Annotated in this window: 27 protein-coding genes; 26 read left to right on the forward strand and 1 reads right to left on the reverse strand. The window is 57.4% G+C overall.

Annotated elements, in window-relative coordinates; genetic code table 11:
- On the reverse strand, nucleotides 1–866 hold an 866-nt coding region (locus AC1RMD_RS22445), incomplete at its 3' end, for a serine/threonine-protein kinase (protein WP_492929561.1).
- 412 nt (nucleotides 867–1,278) lie between these two features.
- Between AC1RMD_RS22445 and rplC the strand changes: the two genes are divergently transcribed.
- The 26 genes from rplC (at nucleotide 1,279) to rpsD (ending at nucleotide 13,751) form a co-directional block, all read left to right on the forward strand.
- On the forward strand, nucleotides 1,279–1,935 hold the full coding sequence (gene rplC / locus AC1RMD_RS22450; protein WP_020704370.1) for a 50S ribosomal protein L3: 657 nt from the start codon (nucleotides 1,279–1,281) through the stop codon (nucleotides 1,933–1,935).
- A gap of 3 nt (nucleotides 1,936–1,938) precedes the next feature.
- Nucleotides 1,939–2,559 (forward strand): 50S ribosomal protein L4, encoded by a 621-nt coding sequence (gene rplD, locus AC1RMD_RS22455; RefSeq protein ID WP_026334873.1) that lies wholly within the window; start codon nucleotides 1,939–1,941, stop codon nucleotides 2,557–2,559.
- Nucleotides 2,556–2,870, forward strand: a complete 315-nt coding sequence (rplW, locus tag AC1RMD_RS22460; RefSeq protein ID WP_492929564.1) for a 50S ribosomal protein L23 — start codon at nucleotides 2,556–2,558, stop codon at nucleotides 2,868–2,870. Before rplD ends, rplW begins: the two co-directional genes overlap by 4 nt.
- Nucleotides 2,870–3,697, forward strand: a complete 828-nt coding sequence (gene rplB / locus AC1RMD_RS22465; RefSeq protein ID WP_020704372.1) for a 50S ribosomal protein L2 — start codon at nucleotides 2,870–2,872, stop codon at nucleotides 3,695–3,697. The genes rplW and rplB overlap by 1 nt, the downstream gene beginning before the upstream one ends.
- Before the next feature lie 10 nt (nucleotides 3,698–3,707).
- Nucleotides 3,708–3,983, forward strand: a complete 276-nt coding sequence (rpsS, locus tag AC1RMD_RS22470) for a 30S ribosomal protein S19 (protein ID WP_008444295.1) — start codon at nucleotides 3,708–3,710, stop codon at nucleotides 3,981–3,983.
- Nucleotides 3,980–4,312: a 50S ribosomal protein L22 gene (gene rplV / locus AC1RMD_RS22475; RefSeq protein WP_173595008.1), complete on the forward strand. Its 333-nt coding sequence runs from the start codon at nucleotides 3,980–3,982 to the stop codon at nucleotides 4,310–4,312. The genes rpsS and rplV overlap by 4 nt, the downstream gene beginning before the upstream one ends.
- A 10-nt stretch (nucleotides 4,313–4,322) precedes the next feature.
- The gene (gene rpsC / locus AC1RMD_RS22480) at nucleotides 4,323–5,126 is read left to right on the forward strand and encodes a 30S ribosomal protein S3 (protein ID WP_217943624.1); all 804 of its coding nucleotides are present in this window, start codon (nucleotides 4,323–4,325) and stop codon (nucleotides 5,124–5,126) included.
- A 2-nt stretch (nucleotides 5,127–5,128) separates the two neighbouring features.
- Nucleotides 5,129–5,548, forward strand: coding sequence for a 50S ribosomal protein L16 (gene rplP / locus AC1RMD_RS22485; RefSeq protein ID WP_020704376.1), 420 nt, complete (start codon nucleotides 5,129–5,131; stop codon nucleotides 5,546–5,548).
- A gap of 12 nt (nucleotides 5,549–5,560) precedes the next feature.
- The gene (gene rpmC / locus AC1RMD_RS22490; RefSeq protein WP_020704377.1) at nucleotides 5,561–5,752 is read left to right on the forward strand and encodes a 50S ribosomal protein L29; all 192 of its coding nucleotides are present in this window, start codon (nucleotides 5,561–5,563) and stop codon (nucleotides 5,750–5,752) included.
- The gene (gene rpsQ, locus AC1RMD_RS22495; protein ID WP_008444314.1) at nucleotides 5,749–6,018 is read left to right on the forward strand and encodes a 30S ribosomal protein S17; all 270 of its coding nucleotides are present in this window, start codon (nucleotides 5,749–5,751) and stop codon (nucleotides 6,016–6,018) included. Before rpmC ends, rpsQ begins: the two co-directional genes overlap by 4 nt.
- Before the next feature lie 263 nt (nucleotides 6,019–6,281).
- Entirely contained in the window at nucleotides 6,282–6,650 is a 369-nt protein-coding gene (gene rplN, locus AC1RMD_RS22500; protein ID WP_008444317.1) for a 50S ribosomal protein L14, read from the forward strand.
- 9 nt (nucleotides 6,651–6,659) lie between these two features.
- The gene (rplX, locus tag AC1RMD_RS22505) at nucleotides 6,660–6,974 is read left to right on the forward strand and encodes a 50S ribosomal protein L24 (protein ID WP_008444319.1); all 315 of its coding nucleotides are present in this window, start codon (nucleotides 6,660–6,662) and stop codon (nucleotides 6,972–6,974) included.
- 6 nt (nucleotides 6,975–6,980) lie between these two features.
- Nucleotides 6,981–7,520, forward strand: a complete 540-nt coding sequence (rplE, locus tag AC1RMD_RS22510) for a 50S ribosomal protein L5 (RefSeq protein WP_008444321.1) — start codon at nucleotides 6,981–6,983, stop codon at nucleotides 7,518–7,520.
- 7 nt (nucleotides 7,521–7,527) lie between these two features.
- Nucleotides 7,528–7,833 carry a 30S ribosomal protein S14 gene (gene rpsN / locus AC1RMD_RS22515; RefSeq protein ID WP_008444324.1) on the forward strand — a complete coding sequence of 102 codons (306 nt, stop codon included), beginning with the start codon at nucleotides 7,528–7,530 and terminating at the stop codon, nucleotides 7,831–7,833.
- A 14-nt stretch (nucleotides 7,834–7,847) separates the two neighbouring features.
- The gene (gene rpsH, locus AC1RMD_RS22520; protein ID WP_008444325.1) at nucleotides 7,848–8,243 is read left to right on the forward strand and encodes a 30S ribosomal protein S8; all 396 of its coding nucleotides are present in this window, start codon (nucleotides 7,848–7,850) and stop codon (nucleotides 8,241–8,243) included.
- Nucleotides 8,244–8,253: 10 nt separating this feature from the next.
- Entirely contained in the window at nucleotides 8,254–8,787 is a 534-nt protein-coding gene (gene rplF, locus AC1RMD_RS22525; protein ID WP_116992807.1) for a 50S ribosomal protein L6, read from the forward strand.
- 13 nt (nucleotides 8,788–8,800) lie between these two features.
- Complete coding sequence (rplR, locus tag AC1RMD_RS22530) at nucleotides 8,801–9,163, forward strand: 50S ribosomal protein L18 (protein ID WP_020704378.1); 363 nt, start codon at nucleotides 8,801–8,803, stop codon at nucleotides 9,161–9,163.
- Between the two features lie 9 nt (nucleotides 9,164–9,172).
- Nucleotides 9,173–9,691, forward strand: a complete 519-nt coding sequence (gene rpsE, locus AC1RMD_RS22535; RefSeq protein ID WP_026334874.1) for a 30S ribosomal protein S5 — start codon at nucleotides 9,173–9,175, stop codon at nucleotides 9,689–9,691.
- A gap of 10 nt (nucleotides 9,692–9,701) precedes the next feature.
- A complete protein-coding gene (gene rpmD, locus AC1RMD_RS22540) occupies nucleotides 9,702–9,884 on the forward strand; it encodes a 50S ribosomal protein L30 (protein WP_036623375.1) in 183 nt (60 codons plus the stop codon).
- Between the two features lie 27 nt (nucleotides 9,885–9,911).
- Nucleotides 9,912–10,343 (forward strand): 50S ribosomal protein L15, encoded by a 432-nt coding sequence (rplO, locus tag AC1RMD_RS22545; protein ID WP_116992806.1) that lies wholly within the window; start codon nucleotides 9,912–9,914, stop codon nucleotides 10,341–10,343.
- Nucleotides 10,344–10,375: 32 nt separating this feature from the next.
- Entirely contained in the window at nucleotides 10,376–11,710 is a 1,335-nt protein-coding gene (secY, locus tag AC1RMD_RS22550) for a preprotein translocase subunit SecY (RefSeq protein WP_492929573.1), read from the forward strand.
- A gap of 18 nt (nucleotides 11,711–11,728) precedes the next feature.
- Nucleotides 11,729–11,947 (forward strand): translation initiation factor IF-1, encoded by a 219-nt coding sequence (gene infA / locus AC1RMD_RS22555; protein ID WP_005663428.1) that lies wholly within the window; start codon nucleotides 11,729–11,731, stop codon nucleotides 11,945–11,947.
- Nucleotides 11,948–11,977: 30 nt separating this feature from the next.
- Nucleotides 11,978–12,091, forward strand: a complete 114-nt coding sequence (gene rpmJ, locus AC1RMD_RS22560) for a 50S ribosomal protein L36 (protein WP_005663407.1) — start codon at nucleotides 11,978–11,980, stop codon at nucleotides 12,089–12,091.
- A 27-nt stretch (nucleotides 12,092–12,118) separates the two neighbouring features.
- Nucleotides 12,119–12,484 (forward strand): 30S ribosomal protein S13, encoded by a 366-nt coding sequence (gene rpsM, locus AC1RMD_RS22565; protein ID WP_492929577.1) that lies wholly within the window; start codon nucleotides 12,119–12,121, stop codon nucleotides 12,482–12,484.
- A gap of 14 nt (nucleotides 12,485–12,498) precedes the next feature.
- Nucleotides 12,499–12,903, forward strand: coding sequence for a 30S ribosomal protein S11 (rpsK, locus tag AC1RMD_RS22570; RefSeq protein WP_008444339.1), 405 nt, complete (start codon nucleotides 12,499–12,501; stop codon nucleotides 12,901–12,903).
- Nucleotides 12,904–13,127: 224 nt separating this feature from the next.
- Complete coding sequence (gene rpsD, locus AC1RMD_RS22575; RefSeq protein WP_008444341.1) at nucleotides 13,128–13,751, forward strand: 30S ribosomal protein S4; 624 nt, start codon at nucleotides 13,128–13,130, stop codon at nucleotides 13,749–13,751.
- Nucleotide 13,752 lies beyond the last annotated feature (1 nt).

Genomic DNA, 13,752 nt, shown 5'->3' on the forward strand with positions numbered 1-13,752 from the left:
GCCGGGTGCCGCCAACCCGGCCAGCGCGGTGCGCGCCCGGCCGGCGCCGGCCGGCCGGCGCCGATGGCGTCGATCCGCGCGCACACCGCGGCCATGCTGGCCAGCCGCTGGTCTTGCCGGCGCGCCGTCATGTCGCGCACCAGCTGCACCACGGCGGCGTCGGCGGCCGGCGCGAACGGCCACTGCGCCGACGACGACTGCATCTGCGCCGCCGCCAGCGCCAGCCCGCTGAGCTGGGCGAATGGCCGCTCGCCGCACAGCAGTTCGTACAGCAGCACGCCCAGCGCGTAGATGTCGCCCTGGACGGCGGGCGCGCCGCCCAGCAGCCGCTCCGGCGCCATGTAGGCGATCGTGCCCTGCGGATCGAGCAGGCTGAGCGAGGCGGTCGCCTGCGGGTCGCCGTGGCTGGCCAGGCCGAAGTCGAGGATGCGGGCCGCGCCCGACGGTTCGAGGATCACGTTCGACGGTTTCAGATCGCCGTGCACCAGGGTCGAGGCGTGGGCCTCGCGCATGGCCAGGGCCAGCTGGTGGACGATGCGCAGCGCCTCGTCCGGCGCCGGCCGGCGTTCGCGCAGCACGGCGCGCAGCGTCTGGCCGGGCACGAACTCCATGACGATGGACTGGACGTCCTGCTCGTCCTCGATGGCGTGGATCTTGACGAAGGCGGCGTGCTGCAGCGAGGCCGCCAGCCGCGCCTCGCGCACCAGGCTGGCGCCGTCGGCGCCGCCGGCGGCCGGCCGCAGCCGCTTGATCGCGACCGTCCGGCACAGCTTACTGTCCCAGGCCTCGAACACTTCGCCGAAGCCGCCCTCGCCGAGCTTGGCGCGGATTTCGTAGTGCTTGATGGTGGACGGGGCGAAGGTCATGGCGGCGGGGCAGGGGGCGGGTGGTCCATCGGTTCGGTGCCGGCGGATGCGAGCGGATGGCGCGCGGCCAGCGAGTTCGCCGGGCTATTGTCAGGCCTGGGCCGGCCGGCGACAAGTGAAATATTGTCCAATGCCTATCAGATCGCGCCCGGCGCGACACCGTTGACATGTCAAGCGCTGCGCTTGACATGTCAAGACCGCGCGCCGTCCCGGCAGCCGCCGCCGGCCTCGCCCGCAGCCTCGTCCGGCAACGGTGGGAAACTGCGACATACCTCTTACTTAGTTGTTGCGTCAACCCCTTTTTCGCGCTACACTAGCCGGCTTCGGTATGGATACGTCTTTTTATTGGTCCGTACTAATTTTAGTAGTTCAACATATCCCCGCCCAATCGTAGGTGGGAATTGGAGAAAAAATGAGCCTTGGCCTTCTCGGTCGCAAGGTTGGTATGATGCGCATCTTCACCGATGACGGGGATTCGATCCCGGTCACCGTGTTGGACGTATCGAACAACCGTGTTGCGCAAATCAAAACTCCTGAAACCGACGGTTATACCGCGGTTCAGGTCGCATTCGGTCAACGTCGCGCTTCCCGCGTAACGAAGGCTGTTGCTGGTCACCACGCTAAAGCCGGTGTCGAAGCTGGTACTCTGTTGAAAGAGTTCCGCGTTGACGCAGCCAAAGCTGCCGAACTGAAAGCTGGCGACGTTGTTGCCGCTTCGCTGTTCGAAGTCGGTCAGAAGATCGACGTTCAAGGTGTCACGATCGGTAAAGGCTACGCCGGTACCATCAAGCGTCACCACTTTGCTTCGGGCCGTGCTACCCACGGTAACTCCCGTTCGCACAATGTTCCAGGTTCCATCGGTATGGCGCAAGATCCAGGCCGCGTGTTCCCTGGTAAGCGCATGACCGGTCACCTCGGTGACGTCACCCGCACTGTGCAGAACCTCGAAATCGCCCGTATCGATGCCGACCGTCAGCTGCTGCTGGTCAAAGGCGCGATCCCAGGCGCGAAAAATGGCCAGGTTGTCGTATCGCCTGCTGTCAAAGTTAAAGCAAAGAAGGGAGCTTAAACGATGGAACTCAAGCTCTTGAACGCTCAAGGTCAAGCCGCCTCTAACGTAGCTGCCGCCGACACCATTTTCGGCCGCGACTACAACGAAGCCCTGATCCACCAAGTCGTCGTTGCTTACCAAGCCAATGCTCGCAGCGGCAACCGTAAACAAAAAGACCGTGAAGAAGTCCACCACACGACCAAGAAGCCATGGCGCCAAAAAGGTACCGGCCGTGCTCGTGCTGGTATGTCGTCGTCGCCACTGTGGCGCGGCGGTGGTCGCATCTTCCCGAACTCGCCTGACGAGAACTTCACCCACAAAGTGAACAAGAAGATGTATCGCGCAGGTATCTGCTCGATCCTGTCCCAGCTGGCCCGCGAAGATCGCCTGACGATCATCGAAGACCTGACGATCGAAGCGCCAAAGACCAAGCTGCTGTCGCAAAAGCTGACCGGCATGGGCTTTGACTCGGTTCTGATCATCACCGACGTCGCCAACGAAAACCTGGAACTGGCATCGCGTAACCTGCCTAACGTACTGGTTGTTGAACCACGTCACGCAGATCCAATGTCCCTGGTGTTCTACAAGAAGATCCTGGTCACCAAAGCTGCACTGGCTAAGATTGAGGAGATGCTGGCATGAGCGCATTGAAATTTAGCGAAGAGCGCCTGATGAAGGTGCTGCTGGCTCCGGTCATTTCCGAGAAGGCCACCATGGTCGCGGAAAAGAACGAACAGATCGTGTTCCGTGTAACCACCGACGCGACCAAGCCGGAAATCAAAGCCGCTGTTGAACTGCTGTTCAAAGTGGAAGTGGAATCGGTGCAGACCGTCAATCGCGAAGGTAAGCAGAAGCGTTCCGGTGCTCACTCCGGCCGCCGCAACCATACCAAGCGTGCTTTCGTGTGCCTGAAGCCTGGCCAGGAAATCAATTTCTCCGAGGAGGCTAAATAATGGCACTCGTTAAGATGAAGCCAACCTCCCCAGGCCGTCGCGGCATGGTGAAGGTTGTGAACCCGGACCTGTACAAAGGTCGTCCGTTCGCAGCCCTGGTTGAGAAAAAATCGAAAACTGCTGGTCGTAACAACAACGGCCACATCACCACTCGCCACATCGGCGGTGGTCACAAGCAGCACTATCGCCTGATCGACTTCAAGCGTCAGAAGGATGGCATTCCAGCGAAAGTGGAACGGATCGAATACGATCCAAACCGCACCGCGAATATCGCCCTGCTGTGCTACGCCGACGGCGAACGCCAGTACATCATCGCAACCAAGGGCATGTCCGTTGGCGATGCAGTGATGAATGGTTCGGAAGCGCCGATCAAGTCGGGCAACTGCCTGCCGATCCGCAACATTCCGGTCGGTACCGTCATGCACTGCGTCGAAATGCTGCCAGGTAAGGGTGCCCAAATGGCCCGTTCCGCCGGCGCCGGCGTGGTCCTGATGGCCCGTGACGGCACCTACGCCCAGGTTCGCCTGCGCTCGGGTGAAGTACGTCGCGTGCACATCGAGTGCCGTGCAACCGTGGGTGAAGTCGGCAATGCCGAACACAGCCTGCGTAAAATCGGTAAGGCCGGCGCGATGCGCTGGCGCGGTGTTCGTCCTACCGTTCGCGGTGTGGTCATGAACCCGGTCGATCACCCGCACGGTGGTGGTGAAGGTAAAACTGCAGCTGGTCGTCATCCAGTGTCGCCTTGGGGCCAACAGACTAAGGGTAAGAAGACCCGCAGCAACAAGCGTACTTCTTCCATGATCGTCTCGCGCCGCGGCAAGAAATAAGGGGTAGCACATGACTCGTTCATTGAAAAAAGGGCCGTTCTGTGACGCCCACCTGGTGAAAAAAGTCGAAGCCGCGCAAGCTGCCAAAGACAAAAAGCCAATCAAAACCTGGTCCCGTCGTTCGACCATCATGCCTGACTTCATCGGCCTGACGATCGCCGTCCACAATGGCAAGCTGCACGTGCCAGTGTACGTTTCCGAGAACATGGTTGGTCACAAGCTCGGTGAATTCGCGCTGACCCGCACGTTCAAGGGCCATGCCGCTGACAAGAAGGCGAAGAAATAATGGAAACCAAAGCTATCCTCAAGGGTGTGCGTTTGTCGGATCAAAAAGGTCGCCTCGTGGCTGACCAGATCCGCGGCAAGAAAGTTGACGCTGCACTCAACATTCTGCAATTCAGCCCAAAAAAGGGCGCGACCATCATCAAGAAAGTGCTGGAGTCCGCCATCGCGAACGCCGAGCACAATGATGGCGCCGACATCGACGAGCTGTTCGTAAAAGTCATCTACGTCGAAAAGGGCCCGATCCTGAAGCGCTTCACTGCACGCGCAAAAGGCCGGGGCGATCGCATCTCGAAACAATCGTGTCACATTTACGTGACCGTCGGCAACTAAGGAGCTAAAAATGGGTCAAAAAATTCACCCAACCGGCTTCCGCCTGTCGGTTACCCGTAACTGGGCCTCGCGTTGGTACGCGGGCAACAGCAACTTCGCTTCGATGCTGAACGAAGATCTGAAGGCACGCGCCTACCTGAAAACCAAACTGAAGAACGCTTCGGTCGGCCGCATCGTCATCGAGCGTCCAGCCAAGAACGCGCGCTTCACGATCTACAGCTCGCGTCCGGGCGTGGTCATTGGTAAAAAAGGCGAAGACATCGAAGTGCTGAAGGCCGCGCTGACCAAGATCATGGGCGTGCCGGTGCACGTCAATATCGAAGAAATCCGCAAGCCGGAAATCGACTCGCAACTGATCGCCGATTCGATCGCCCAGCAGCTGGAAAAGCGCATCATGTTCCGTCGCGCCATGAAGCGCGCCATGCAAAACGCCATGCGTCTGGGTGCCCTGGGCATCAAGATCATGTCGTCGGGCCGTCTGAACGGTATCGAAATCGCTCGTAAAGAGTGGTATCGCGAAGGCCGTGTGCCACTGCACACCCTGCGCGCCGATATCGACTACGGCACCAGCGAAGCTTCGACCACCTACGGCATCATCGGTGTCAAGGTGTGGGTATACAAGGGTGACCGCGCGCCGAACGGCGATGCACCAGTCATCGATACCCCGCCGGACGAGAAGAAGCCACGTGGCCCACGTCGTGACGACGGCAAACCAGCTGGCCGTCCGCGTCCAGCAGGCGCCGGCGCCAAGCCAGCGGCTCCAGGCGCTCGTGTTCGCACTGCCGCCAAGCCGGCCGAGAAAGCAGGAGAATAATCATGCTGCAACCAGCACGCAGGAAGTATCGTAAAGAGCAGAAAGGCCGCAACACCGGCATTTCGCATGGCACCGGCACTTCGGTGTCGTTCGGTGAGTTCGGTCTGAAAGCCGTTGCCCGTGGTCGTATCACGGCACGCCAGATCGAAGCCGCACGTCGCGCCATGACCCGTCACATCAAACGTGGTGGCCGTATCTGGATTCGTATCTTCCCGGACAAGCCAATTTCGAACAAGCCTGCCGAAGTCCGTATGGGTAACGGCAAGGGTAATCCGGAATACTACGTCGCTGAAATCCGTCCGGGCAAAGTCCTGTACGAAATGGACGGCGTAGACGAAGTACTGGCGCGCGAAGCATTCCGCCTGGCCGCTGCCAAACTGCCACTGGCGACCACTTTCGTGGTCCGTCAAGTCGGCCAATAACAGGAGTGAAATATGAAAGCATCTGAACTCCGCGGCAAAGACCAGGCAGCTCTGCAAAAAGAGCTGAATGACCTGTTGAAGGCCCAGTTCGGCCTGCGTATGCAAACCGCTACGCAGCAGCTGAGCAACACTTCGCAGCTCAAGAAGGTACGTCGCGATATCGCACGTGTAAAAACGGTAATGAACACGAAGGAAGCCAAATGACCGAACCAGTAAAGTCGCTCAAGCGCACCCTGATCGGTAAAGTGGTGTCCGACAAGATGGACAAAACCGTCACCGTTCTGATCGAACGTCACGTCAAGCATCCTTTGTACGGCAAGATCATCGTGCGCTCGAACAAGTATCACGCGCACGACGAGACCAACCAGGTGAAAGCCGGTGACACGGTGGAAATCGTGGAAGGTCGTCCGATCTCCAAAACGAAGGCATGGACCGTGACGCGCGTGGTGCAAGCCGCGCAAATCGTTTAATTGATTATTCGCCTCCGGCTTTCGGGCCGGGGGCGATTTTCAATTAGTTCTTGCAAGCCCGCGAGTTGTATGTAATACTTGCGGGCTTCGTTCATGTAACGCCGCAAAGTGTCTGGCCACAGACGCTGAACCGTGCGGTCAGTAGCAAGACGAAGGTCAAGCACCCAAACAGTGGGCTCTTCATGAGCGCTCTGGCGGGACCAAGACTGACCGCAGGTCCGCATTGTGTGGATTCTTCGGCTTAAGTTGGGAAAGAGAATACTATGATTCAAACTGAAAGCCGGCTCGAAGTGGCCGACAATACCGGTGCCAAGGAAGTAATGTGCATCAAGGTATTGGGCGGCTCCAAGCGCCGTTATGCTGGCATCGGCGACGTGATCAAGGTAACCGTTAAGGTTGCTGCGCCACGTGGTCGTGTCAAAAAAGGTGAAATTTATAACGCCGTGGTAGTGCGCACCGCTAAAGGTGTTCGCCGCCAAGACGGTTCCCTGGTGAAGTTCGACGGCAACGCTGCCGTTCTGCTGAACGCCAAGCTGGAACCGATCGGTACCCGTATTTTTGGACCAGTGACGCGCGAGCTGCGTACTGAAAAGTTCATGAAGATCGTGTCCCTGGCACCGGAAGTCCTGTAAGGAGTCGTAATGGATAAGATTCGTAAAAACGACGAAGTCATCGTTCTGACCGGGAAAGACAAGGGCAAACGTGGCGTCGTTCAGCAGCGTATCGATGCTGAGCATGTCGTGGTTGAAGGCGTCAACGTCGCTAAAAAAGCGACCAAGCCTAACCCAATGACTGGCGTACAAGGTGGTATCGTCGATAAGACTATGCCGATTCACGTGTCCAACGTTGCATTGTTCAATGCAGCGACTGGCAAGGCAGACCGTGTCGGTTTCAAGGAAGTGGATGGCAAAAAAGTCCGCGTCTTCAAATCGTCCGGCGAAGTAGTGAAGGCTTAAGAAATCATGGCACGTCTCCAAGAATTCTATAAAGAAAAAGTCGTCGCCGACCTGACCGCGAAATTCGGTTACAAGTCGGTGATGGAAGTTCCACGTCTGACCAAGATCACCCTGAACATGGGTGTTGGTGAGGCCATCGCGGACAAGAAAGTCCTCGAACACGCTGTCGGCGACCTGACTAAGATTGCTGGCCAGAAGCCAGTGACCACCAAGTCGCGCAAAGCTATCGCGGGTTTCAAAATCCGTGAAGGCTACCCGATCGGTACCATGGTCACCCTGCGCGGCGCTCGCATGTACGAGTTCCTGGATCGCTTCATCACCGTGGCTCTGCCGCGCGTGCGCGATTTCCGTGGTGTCAATGGCCGCTCGTTCGATGGTCGTGGTAACTACAACATCGGTGTCAAAGAGCAGATCATCTTCCCGGAAATCGAGTACGACAAGATCGATGCGCTGCGTGGTATGAATATTTCGATCACCACCACCGCCAAGACCGACGACGAAGCGAAAGCTCTGCTCGCCGCCTTTAAATTCCCGTTCAGGAACTAAGAAGATCATGGCAAAACTCGCACTGATTAACCGTGAGCAGAAACGCGTCGACCTGGCAAACAAGTTTGCTGCCAAGCGCGCTTCGCTGAAGGCCATCATTGATGACCAGTCGAAGTCGGAAGAAGAACGTTACGAAGCGCGCCTGAAACTGCAAGCGCTGCCACGTAACTCGGCTCCGACCCGCCAGCGTAACCGCTGCGCCGTCACCGGTCGTCCACGCGGCACCTTCCGTAAATTCGGTCTGGGCCGTATCAAGCTCCGTGAATTCGCCATGCGTGGCGAGATCCCGGGTATGACTAAAGCAAGCTGGTAATAGGAGAATATGCAATGAGTATGAGCGATCCTATCGCCGATATGCTGACCCGCATTCGTAACGCCCAAGGCGTGCAAAAGACGACCGTGGCCATGCCATCGTCGAAAGTTAAAATTGCGATTGCCAACGTCCTCAAGGACGAGGGTTACATTGAAGATTTCGCCGTAGCCGAAGCTGGTGGCAAAGCGGAACTGAAAATCGGTTTGAAGTATTATGTTGGCCGTCCCGTCATTGAGCGCCTTGAGCGCGTGTCCCGTCCGGGCCTGCGCGTCTACAAGGGCAAAGACGAGATCCCTACTGTGATGAATGGCTTGGGTGTGGCGATCGTGTCGACTCCGCAAGGCGTCATGACTGACCGCAAAGCACGCGCTACCGGTGTCGGCGGCGAAGTTATTTGCTACGTCGCATAAGGAGTTAGACATGTCTCGTGTAGCTAAAATGCCAATCGCTGTGCCAGCTGGCGCTGAAGTCGCCATCTCCGCAGCAGCGATCACCGTCAAGGGCCCGCTGGGCGTCTTGACCCAGGCCCTGAACGGCCAGGTAACGGTGGAAAACAATGCAGGAACCCTGAGCTTTGCCGCCGCTAATGACAGCCGCGAAGCCAATGCCATGTCCGGTACGCTGCGCGCACTGGTCAACAACATGGTCACCGGCGTGACCAAGGGTTTCGAGAAAAAGCTGAACCTGGTTGGTGTGGGTTACAAGGCGCAAGCGCAAGGCGACAAGCTGAATCTGTCGCTGGGCTTCTCGCACCCTGTAGTGCACTCGATGCCAGCCGGCGTCACCTGCGCAACCGCAACGCCGACGGAGATCATCATCAAAGGGATCGACCGTCAGCAAGTGGGCCAAGTGGCTGCTGAAGTTCGCGCTTACCGCTCCCCTGAGCCTTACAAGGGCAAGGGCGTCCGTTATTCGGACGAAGTGGTTAAGATTAAAGAAACCAAGAAGAAGTAACTAGGGGCTGACGATGGACAAGAAAGAATCACGTCTGCGCCGCGGACGCCAAACCCGGATCAAGATCGCGCAACAGAAAGTGAACCGCCTGTCGGTACACCGCACTAACCTGCATATCTACGCGAACCTGATCTCGCCGGATGCCAAAATTCTGGTATCGGCGTCCACGGCAGAAGTCGAAGTGCGCAACGAACTGGCTGGCAAATCGGGCAAGGGCGGCAACGCTGCTGCTGCCGCGATCGTCGGCAAGCGCGTCGCAGAGAAAGCACTGAAAGCAGGGATTACCGAAGTCGCGTTCGACCGCTCCGGTTTCCGTTACCACGGCCGTGTGAAGGCGCTGGCAGAAGCCGCGCGCGAAGCCGGTCTGAAGTTCTAAGGAACGATCATGGCAAAAATGCAAGCAAAAATGGCAAGCGACAAGCCGGATGACGGCATGCGCGAAAAAATGATCGCGATCAACCGCGTGACCAAAGTGGTCAAGGGTGGTCGTATCATGGGTTTCGCCGCGCTGACCGTGGTTGGTGACGGCGATGGCCGCATCGGCATGGGCAAGGGCAAGTCGAAGGAAGTCCCGGTTGGTGTGCAGAAGGCAATGGAAGAAGCCCGTCGCAACCTGATCAAGGTCAACCTGAAGAACGGCACCCTGCAGCACACCGTTACCGGTCGTCACGGCGCGTCGAAAGTAATGATGTCGCCTGCCAAACCAGGTACCGGCGTCATCGCTGGCGGCGCAATGCGCGCAATCTTCGAAGTAATGGGCGTGACCGACGTCGTGGCGAAATCCACCGGCTCGAGCAACCCGTACAACCTGGTGCGCGCCACGCTGGATGGTCTGGCAAAAATGAGTACTCCTGCTGAGATTGCTGCGAAACGCGGCAAGTCGGTAGAAGAGATCCTGGGCTAAGGTGGACATTATGACAACTAAAACCGTCAAAGTACAATTGGTCAAGGGCTTGATCGGCACGCGTGAAGACCACCGTGCCACCGTTCGCGGTCTGGGTCTGCGTCGTGTCAACTCGGTCGCCGAGTTGCAGGACACCCCATCCGTGCGCGGCATGATCAACAAAGTCTCGTACCTCGTTAAAGTAGTTGCGTAAGCCCTCGGGCTTACTCACGGAGAAATCATGGAACTGAATACCATACAACCAGCCGATGGCGCTAAGCACTACAAGCGTCGCGTCGGCCGCGGTATCGGCTCCGGTCTGGGTAAAACCTCGGGCCGTGGTCACAAGGGTCAAAAATCGCGTTCGGGCGGCTTCCACAAAGTCGGTTTCGAAGGCGGTCAGATGCCTCTGCAACGCCGTCTGCCTAAGCGCGGTTTCAAGTCGCTCAACGCCACCTTCAAAGCTGAAGTGCGTCTGTCCGACCTGAACAACCTGGCCGTTGGCGACATCGACATCCTGGTCCTGAAGCAAGCTGGCGTACTGGGCGTGCTGGCACGCGACGTGCGCGTCATTCTGTCCGGCGAGATCACCAAAGCGGTGAACCTCAAAGGCCTGAAAGTGACCGCTGGCGCGAAAGCCGCCATCGAAGCAGCCGGCGGCTCGGTAGCCTGAGTTGACCGCTAACAGCTTGATCGGAGCGAAAATTGGCGACTAATCCACAACTTGCTAAAAGTGCAGCGGCTGGTTTCCCTTGGGGCCGGCTCTGGTTCTTGCTTGGCGCATTGGTGGTTTATCGTATCGGCGCTCACATCCCGGTTCCCGGGATCGATCCGGTACAATTGGCCTCGCTGTTCAAGTCGCAAGAGGGCGGCATCATGGGCATGTTGAACATGTTCAGCGGTGGCGCTCTGGCGCGCTTCACAGTCTTTGCGTTGGGTATCACGCCTTACATCTCGGCCTCGATCATCATGCAACTGGTGTCGATCGTTTCGCCGCAGATGGAAGCGCTCAAAAAAGAAGGCGAAGCTGGCCGTCGCAAGATCACCCAGTACACCCGGTATTTCACGGTGGTGCTGGCTACGTTCCAAGCGTTGGCCATCGCAGTCGCACTGGAGTCGCAAGCAGGTCTGGTGCTGGATCCAGGCTATGCATTCCGTTTCGTTACGGTCGTTTCGCTGTTGACCGGAACCATGTTCGTGATGTGGTTGGGCGAGCAGATTACCGAGCGCGGTCTCGGTAACGGCATCTCGATCATCATCTTCGCGGGCATCGCCGCCGGTCTGCCGGGCGCACTGGGAGGCCTGGCCTCGTCGGTGAGCAACGGTTCGATCGGTGCGATCTCCGCGATCATCATCATGATCCTGGTTGTGGCGGTGACGTTCCTGGTGGTATTTGTGGAACGTGGCCAACGCAAGATTCTGGTGAACTATGCAAAACGCCAGGTGGGTAACAAGATTTACGGTGGACAGACGTCACACCTGCCATTGAAGTTGAATATGGCCGGCGTGATCCCACCGATCTTCGCTTCGTCGATTATCTTGTTCCCGGCAACGATCGTGGGCTGGTTCACTGCGGGCGCCGATACGGCCAACCCTGGTGTCCGGTTCCTGAAAGATTTGGCTGCATCGATGGGGCAAGGCGAGCCCATCCACGCACTGTTGTACGCCATTGCGATCGTGTTCTTCTGTTTCTTCTATACAGCGCTGGTCTTCAACAGCAAAGAAACAGCGGATAACTTGAAGAAGAGCGGGGCCTTTGTGCCAGGGATACGTCCCGGTGAGCAGACTGCCCGCTACATCGACAAGATCCTGACACGTTTGACACTGGCTGGCGCCATCTACATCACTTTGGTGTGTTTGTTGCCGGAATTCATGCAAGCCGAGTGGAAAGTATCGTTCTATTTCGGCGGCACTTCTCTGTTGATTATTGTGGTTGTTACCATGGATTTCATGGCGCAAGTGCAAAACTACGTGATGTCGCAGCAATATGAATCGCTGCTGCGCAAAGCAAATTTCAAGGGCGGAATTCCGACGCGATAAGCGCGGTAAACATACCGAATGGCAAAAGACGACGTCATACAGATGCAGGGCGAGATTCTTGAGAATCTCCCGAATGCAACATTTCGAGTGAAGCTGGAAAACGGACACGTGGTGCTCGGGCATATTTCGGGTAAAATGCGGATGAACTATATCCGCATTCTTCCTGGCGACAAGGTGACGGTAGAGCTGACACCTTACGACCTGAGCCGTGCACGCATCGTGTTCCGGACCAAGTAACTATAAATCGAACCAAGAAGAGAGAGCAAAATGAAAGTTAACGCCTCAGTCAAGCGGATCTGCCGCAACTGCAAGATCATCAAGCGCAAGGGCGTTGTTCGCGTAATCTGCGTCGAACCACGTCACAAGCAGCGTCAAGGTTAATAACCGTTATTTATCGAGGAATAACGAATGGCACGTATTGCAGGGGTTAATATCCCCAATCATCAGCACACCGTTATCGGCCTGACGGCCATCTACGGTGTAGGCCGTCCACGCGCAAAGTTCATCTGCGCCGCAACGGGTATCGAGACCACTAAAAAGGTCAAGGATCTGGACGACAGCGAACTGGAAAAACTGCGCGATGAAGTAGCTAAATTCATCGTCGAAGGCGACCTGCGTCGTGAGCTGTCCATGAACATCAAGCGTTTGATGGATCTGGGTTGCTACCGCGGTATGCGTCACCGTAAGGGCCTGCCGGTCCGCGGCCAACGCACCCGCACCAATGCACGTACCCGCAAGGGCCCGCGCAAAGCCGCTCAATCGCTCAAGAAATAATCTAGGGAAATCACATGGCTAAGCAACAAAGCAGCGCAGCAGCAGCGCGCGTCCGCAAGAAGGTCAAGAAGAACGTTGCCGAAGGTATCGCGCACGTTCACGCTTCCTTCAACAACACCATCATTACCATCACCGACCGTCAGGGCAATGCTCTGTCGTGGGCGACCTCCGGTGGTGCTGGCTTCAAGGGTTCGCGTAAATCGACCCCGTTCGCAGCGCAGGTTGCGGCCGAAGCAGCTGGTAAAGTCGCAGTGGAATGCGGCGTGAAGAACCTGGAAGTGCGTATCAAGGGCCCTGGTCCTGGTCGCGAATCCGCAGTGCGCGCACTGAACAACCTGGGCATCAAGATCACCGAGATCCAGGACGTTACCCCAGTACCGCACAACGGCTGCCGTCCTCCAAAACGTCGTCGTATCTGAGTTCGTGAGGTTGTGGAGGCTTGCCTCCACTCCTTTCGACTAGAAGAAATCGCTGGAGCAGGAGACCGGAAACGGTTATACTGCCCGGCTGTTGTCGCCTGTCGAACAACGTTCGGCGGGTTATTCGCATTTTGAGCCACCGTCTGGCCCACACTGAGGATCAGACTAGCGCCTAACCATCGCAGGATGGCTGGGGCGTTATTATTTAAAAAAAAGGAAGCATCGTGGCACGTTATATCGGACCTAAAGCAAAACTCTCCCGTCGTGAAGGTACTGACCTGTTCCTGAAGAGCGCACGTCGTTCGCTGGACAGCAAGTGCAAACTGGACGTCAAACCAGGCCAGCACGGCGTGAAATCGGGTGCCCGCACCTCGGACTACGGCAACCAACTGCGCGAAAAGCAAAAAGTCAAGCGTATGTACGGCGTTCTGGAACGTCAGTTCCGTCGCTACTTCGCAGAAGCCGACCGTCGCAAAGGCAACACCGGCGAAACCCTGCTGAAGCTGCTGGAAACCCGCCTGGACAACGTTGCATACCGCATGGGCTTCGGCTCGACCCGCGCTGAAGCGCGTCAGCTGGTATCGCACAAGGCGTTCACCGTGAACGGCCAAGTGGTCAACATCGCTTCGTACGTGGTCAAAGTCGGCGACGTCATCGCTGTTCGTGAAAAATCGAAAAAGCAAGTGCGTATCGTTGAAGCGCTGTCGCTGGCTGAACAAGTTGGCATGCCAGCTTGGGTGTCGGTCGATGCCAAGAAAATGGAAGGTACTTTCAAGTCCCTGCCAGAGCGCAACGAGATCGCCAACGACGTCAACGAATCGCTGATCGTCGAACTGTACTCGCGTTAAT

This window comes from Duganella sp. GW822-FHT06D06, assembly GCF_058799615.1.